This is a genomic window from Streptomyces sp. NPDC059900, from assembly GCF_050270335.1.
GTDB lineage: Bacteria > Actinomycetota > Actinomycetes > Streptomycetales > Streptomycetaceae > Streptomyces.
On sequence record NZ_JBNNJZ010000537.1, the window covers coordinates 1 to 5,478 of the forward strand.

5 protein-coding genes are annotated in these 5,478 nt (G+C 64.9%); 1 reads left to right on the forward strand and 4 read right to left on the reverse strand.

Annotated features, from left to right (window positions below; genetic code table 11):
* Nucleotides 1-68: 68 nt before the first annotated feature.
* The gene (locus ACQKIP_RS38345; RefSeq protein WP_365861169.1) at nt 69-440 is read left to right on the forward strand and encodes an ArsR/SmtB family transcription factor; all 372 of its coding nucleotides are present in this window, start codon (nt 69-71) and stop codon (nt 438-440) included.
* A 350-nt stretch (nt 441-790) separates the two neighbouring features.
* Here ACQKIP_RS38345 and ACQKIP_RS38350 read toward each other — a convergent pair whose 3' ends face one another.
* The 4 genes from ACQKIP_RS38350 to ACQKIP_RS38365 form a co-directional block, all read right to left on the reverse strand.
* Complete coding sequence (locus ACQKIP_RS38350; protein ID WP_365861167.1) at nt 791-1,336, reverse strand: TetR/AcrR family transcriptional regulator; 546 nt, start codon at nt 1,334-1,336, stop codon at nt 791-793.
* Between the two features lie 455 nt (nt 1,337-1,791).
* Nucleotides 1,792-2,607 (reverse strand): sulfite exporter TauE/SafE family protein, encoded by an 816-nt coding sequence (locus tag ACQKIP_RS38355; protein WP_427745203.1) that lies wholly within the window; start codon nt 2,605-2,607, stop codon nt 1,792-1,794.
* A 381-nt stretch (nt 2,608-2,988) separates the two neighbouring features.
* Nucleotides 2,989-4,884 carry a UvrD-helicase domain-containing protein gene (locus ACQKIP_RS38360; protein WP_365861164.1) on the reverse strand — a complete coding sequence of 632 codons (1,896 nt, stop codon included), beginning with the start codon at nt 4,882-4,884 and terminating at the stop codon, nt 2,989-2,991.
* 3 nt (nt 4,885-4,887) lie between these two features.
* The coding region (locus ACQKIP_RS38365; RefSeq protein ID WP_427745204.1) for a hypothetical protein at nt 4,888-5,478 on the reverse strand (591 nt) is incomplete at its 5' end.

Here is a 5,478-nt window from a genome sequence, read left to right on the forward strand (position 1 = left end):
CCCCTGATTAGACAGTTATCTAAGTAGGTGATCTTGGCATCCCGTTGAACGAGTGTCAACATAGACGCATGTCGAAGCTTCAGGAGAAGGTGGCCGCACTCCCGGCCGAGCGGTGCTGCCCAGCCCTGACCGAGAGGGAACTCACGTCGGAAGAGGCCGAACTCACCGCCGCCATGTTCAAGGCTCTGGGCGACCCGGTCCGACTGCGTCTGTTCTCCAAGGTGGCCTCCCACCCGGACAGCGAGGCTTGCGTCTGCGACATCGCCGACGTAGGCGTCTCGCAGCCGACCGTCTCCCACCACCTGAAGAAGCTCAAGGAAGCCGGATTGCTGGCCTCTGAGCGACGTGGAACTTGGGTCTACTACCGGGTCGAGCCGTCCGTTCTCGCTGCTATGGGCCACCTGCTGACACCGACGCCCGCCGCCGCCAAGGTGGCCTGACCTTTACACGCCGTCCGGTCGGGGTTTCCTGCGGCTCGTCAGCCGTCAGTAGCACTCGGGACGCCGCCCGTCAGAGCCGGGCGGCACAACCACAGACACGATTCGGGCTCTACCGCCCCGCGCCCGAGACAACAAGGTGGGCCCAAGCCGCCCCGGCAAAGGGCGGACGGCTCGCTCAGCGGCACGGCCTCACTCTGCGGACAGGGATGACACAGCCGCACACCCATCGACGCCGGTACGGTGCTGAGTCGCCTACGCCACCCGCGCCCCACCGACAACCTCCGCAACGCAGGCAGGGCTGGGCGACTCGCGCCCCCGTAGTGCCACGCAGCTCGGCAAAGACGCCAGTTTCAGTTCGCGATGTAGAGACCGTCCAGATACAGCTGCAGAATGCGCGGGCTGAACTGGTCGGTGGCCGCCCAACTGACACCCGGCAACGGACGACTGAGCTGGATTATGGCCCTCATGAATTCCTCCAGAGAGACATCGGCTCGTACCTGATCCGCCTGCTGAGCGCGCGTAAGCAGGCACTGCGCGGCGTGCACCAGACGATCTCTCTGCCGGGCCAACTCCCGGCACTGCGCGGCAAGTTCGTCCGACAGACAGCACAGAGCGGCAAGCCGCTCGTGAGCCACGGCCTGCGCGAAGCGGCTGAGCGCGGCAAACGGGTCATCTTCCTGAGCAGCGGCTTCTTCAGCCGCATCGGCGCCAGCCACGGCAATCCGCTCAAGGGCTTCCACAAGGAGGGCGTCACGCTCAGGAAAGTGTCGGTAGACAGTGGCGTTACCGGTCCCCGCACGGCACGCGATCTTATCCAGGGACACCTTCTGCCCCTGTTCTACGAACAGTTCCTGGGCGGCGGCCAAAATCCTGGCCCGGTTGCGTGCAGCATCCATCCGCAGCCCCCTGTAGCGGCGTCCCACCTCTACATCTGACTCCACAGCCCGCACGCCTTCCCCTCTTAACGCCTGCGCCTCTCCTCCAAATTATGTGCATGCTCTCGTCCATACAGTCGTCACGCCTGGGAGTTAGCGCGAACGGTCTCCCTGCCCCTACCCGACCTGGCCACCGCCTTTCGGAGGGCGAAGGTTGGGGCGGTGGTAGGGCTGATGTGTGTGCCCGAGCAGTGGTGGCGGATCCTGGAGAGGAACGGGGCGAAGCAGGTCCTGCGCGTGACCAGTCGCGTTCGCCGGCCGCGTACAGCTTCGCGAGCAGGACCCGGCGGAGCTGATCGAAGACCCCGACTCTCTGCCAGCGGTCCAGGCGCCGCCAGCACATCTGCCCGCAACCAAACCTCAGCTAGGCAGGACCCTGGCCTTTGTGCAGCTCAGCGTCGGTGTGGTCGATGCAGTCAGTCGTGACGGGCGAGCTTGACCGCGGAGACGAGGAGGATCACGGCGAGGGTGGGGATGAGGACGGCGTCGGGGAATACGCCGAGGAGGAGTCCGCCCAGGAGCGCGCCAGCGATGGAGCCCGCGGCCATGGTTCCCGTGAATCGGATGTTGGAGCCAAGGACAGCGAAGCTGCCGTCGCGGCTGTAGCGGGCGAACGCAACGAGCATGGTCGGCAGGGAGACCAGCAGGGAAAGGCTCCCGGCGGTCTTGATGCCCTCGCCGAACAGCAGCACGATCGTCGGGATCAGCAGCTCACCGCCGGCGACGCCCATGATCGCGGCCACGACGCCGATGCCGAACCCGGCCGCGACTCCGGCGGGAATCTCGGCCACCAGCGGCAGGTCGAGGGTACCCAGGGTGGTGGTGTGCGTGAGGGCCAGCGCGGCGGCCATAAGGACCATCAGCGCCGCGAGGACTTTGTAGAGAGTCGCGGAACGCATGCGGACTGCCCAGCTGGCTCCGGCCCAGGCGCCGAGGAGGCTTCCGGCCAGCAGGTTGACGGCGACAGGCCAGCGGGACGCAACTTCGGCAGCTGGGACGGCTGCGAGGCGGGCGGGCAGAGCGACCAGGACGACGACCAGGCTCATCGCCTTGTTCAGGATGACGGCGGAGAGGGCGGCGAATCCGAAGAGGCTGATCAGCAGCGGCAGGCGGAACTCGGCGCCGCCCAACCCGATCATCCCGCCCAGAACCCCGACGGCCGCTCCGGTGCCGAAGACGACGGGTACTGAGTGCGTTGGGCGGAGGGGAATGAGGTTCTGGTCAGTGGCCACGACGAGCATCCTCGCTGTTGGCGGCCCCTGCCTGCGAGGGCAGGGGCCCTTCTTCGGGGAAAGGCACCGGGCGACCGTTCAGGATTCGTCCGGACCTCTAACCGCCGACGCCAGCTCGTCAGGAAAGTGCTCAGTCTGCACGCGGGCGCTGATCTCATCTGGAGTACGCTCTCGCGCGAGTACCAGCTGATGCTGTCTCCACTCGCCGGGCGTCCTCTTCAACCGAGACCATACGAACCTACTCGGGGCTTTGCTGCACGGCCCCGCAAGACCCGGCGAGAGACGACAGGCGACCCAGGTTCGCCGCCTTCGTAGCCCCCTGAGCCGACAAAGTCCTCCGCGTACCGGTATCGGCGTATCCGCCGCCCAGCGGAGGCCCGTTCAGATGATGCCGCCTGCGGTGTGGATCTCCCAGCCGCGTGCAGAAAACGTGCTCAGATGCGGCTCTGCGCGGGTGCGGTGCAAAGCGAGAACCAAAAGGTGCGTGGGGCGGGTGATTCCCACAAAGAGCAACTGTGCCGCCTTGCGCACGGCGTCTGGGGCCTTGGCTACATCCTTGCCTTGGGTGACGAGCGCGAGAGTTTCGTGGACGTCGTGTTTCTGGCCTCGGCTGTCCAGGCACTCCAGGATGAGCGTGGCCGCATGCGTCTCCCCCTTCGCGCGCTGAATGGATGTGGCCACGAAGCTGGTTTCAACTTGGGCAGGCCGCCCGTTGCCCGCTTCTAATGGTGGTATGTAGACGAGGGCGTCGTCGAGCCTTTTCCCGGCTCGCAGCGGTGTGCCGGATATCTGGGGCAGCACGGACTTGAGCTGGCCCATCAGGTGGTGCCACGGCTCTTGGCTGTCAATGTCGGCAGTGAGGAGATCGTGCAGGATCAGTCGGATCTGCGTTCCGGCCGAAGCGTATCCGCGTTCTAGTCGTGACAGGGCAGGCATGGGATGGTCCAGGCTATTGCCATAGGTCTTGCGCACTGCATCCCACACCTGGCCGGTTGCTGCATGACGGTCTGATTGGAGATCGGCCCGGGCGGCTCGCACGGCGGTGATCAGCTCGCGTGTGCTGTGTGCTTTGTTGAGGTGCGTGTAGCCAGGTAGGTAGCAGGTGATCGCTCGTGGAAATTTCTTGGCTGTTCCGGGGGCGAGGCGGGAGGCCAGGACGCGGGGTGGGTGCGCCGCGAGGACGGTTGCGGGAACCCTTTGTCCGGCTAGACGCTCGAAGGTGTGCACCACGTCAGTGACGGTATCGTCGTCGTAAAGGAGTATCGCGATGGTGCCCTCGGGGCCTACGCCCTCAATGATTTGGCGGCGTCGGACGGTGAGTTGGGTGGCCAGTTCGGCGATCTGAGCGCCGAAGCGCCGACTCAGTGGCAATTCCGCGGCGGTGGATAGAGGAAAAATGGAGGGCCGCGGTCGGGCAGTGGTTCCGTCGGTGAAGATGCCTTGGTTTGTGTCGCCGACTCGCTGCACAACGGACTCGCCATGGCCGAAGACCTGGTCAAGCAGTTGCTGTTGGCGATCGCTGGTGTCCTGCATCTCGTCGAGCAAGACGAAGGGGAACCGATGCGCGGTGGCGCGGGCGATGTCAGATTGGTGCATGAGGTAATGCTCCGCGATCGCAAACATGTCGCTGTAGCGAAAGCGGCCCCGGTTCTCGAGCTCCTCCTTCAGCTGTGCGAGCTGTTGAGCGCTCTTACTGGTGCTCTTGAACGGCAAAGGCCCGTTGGGGCCGGCAACGGCCAGCTTGCCAGCTTCGCAGACGTATGTGGCGCCTGCCACGAGGCCTCGCCGGTCATAACCGTGCTCCGTGTATGCCTTCAGCGTCCGGTACCGGCAACTGTTATCCAGGAGCCAGAGTGCGTCTTCGGCGTAGGCGTCGTCGTCGATGGTCTGGATCTCGATGCCGCGTGAGCGGAGTGCGGGCAGGGCGAAGAAGGTGTTGGTGAAGGTCTGGATAGTTCCGATGAAGTGCGGAAACGCAAGCAGGCGGCGTCCTGCCAGGGTATCGCTGAGGCGGCGGGTGATCTCGTCCTTGGCGGTGTTGGTGTGCGACAGGACGCAGATCCCGCGGGTCGTAGAGTTCCAGCCCTGGCCCAGGAGCGTCAGCTTAAGACCGACGAGGCTGGTCTTACCTGATCCGGGGGCTGCTTGAAGGTCGAGGGTCTCTGTGCTCTGGAGGAAGTCCCACTGCTCGGTGTGGGAGAGCTCAAGGCCGCGCTGAGCGGCCAGGGTTTCGGCCTTGTCCTTGGCGAAGACGTCAGGTGTGAAAGGAAGATCCATCGGTCAGGCCTCCGGCATGCAGAGGTAGTCGAAGGCTGCGACGAGGTAGGCCGGGAGGTCTTCGTCCTCAATGGGGGTGTCCAGCAGAACACGGGCGGCGTGCTGGGCCGCGACCGGCTTGCTGGCCCGGTTCAGCCTCAGAGGCTTGTAGATGTCGATCGCCACGTCGGTCAAGGACCGTCCGTCCTCCTTCCACTGCTGGACCTCTTGGCGGGCCTGCTCATCGAGAGCAGCGATCCTCTCTTCGGTGGGCCAGATTGTCTTCGAGGCGACGGCCGAACGCACGGCCTGGTGCATGAGCGTGGCCAGGGGCCAGGAGGCAGCGGCGAGGTCGTACTCAAGGGTCCAGTGGTCGGAAACGAATGTGCGTACGTTCCCGTCATCCTCGGTCCTAAGCCCAGCCACGTGCTTGGCGACCTCCTCCGCAGACATGTCGCCCGAGCAGTCCAGATGTCCCTGCATGTCATCGGGGGTGTTGGCGGGGACGAGATCACGGTCACGGATGCAGGCCACCTTGGTGGGGATTTGCTGACCCGTGCGTTGGAAGATGCGACTGTAACGAAACAGACCAACACTGCCCACATTCACGATGCT

Bases quoted from the DNA above. Each gene is read 5' to 3' on its own strand.
- ACQKIP_RS38345 (WP_365861169.1), top strand. From the start codon at position 69: ATGTCGAAGCTTCAGGAGAAGGTGGCCGCACTCCCGGCCGAGCGGTGC.
- ACQKIP_RS38360 (WP_365861164.1), bottom strand. From the start codon at position 4,884: ATGGATCTTCCTTTCACACCTGACGTCTTCGCCAAGGACAAGGCCGAA.
- ACQKIP_RS38350 (WP_365861167.1), bottom strand. From the start codon at position 1,336: ATGGATGCTGCACGCAACCGGGCCAGGATTTTGGCCGCCGCCCAGGAA.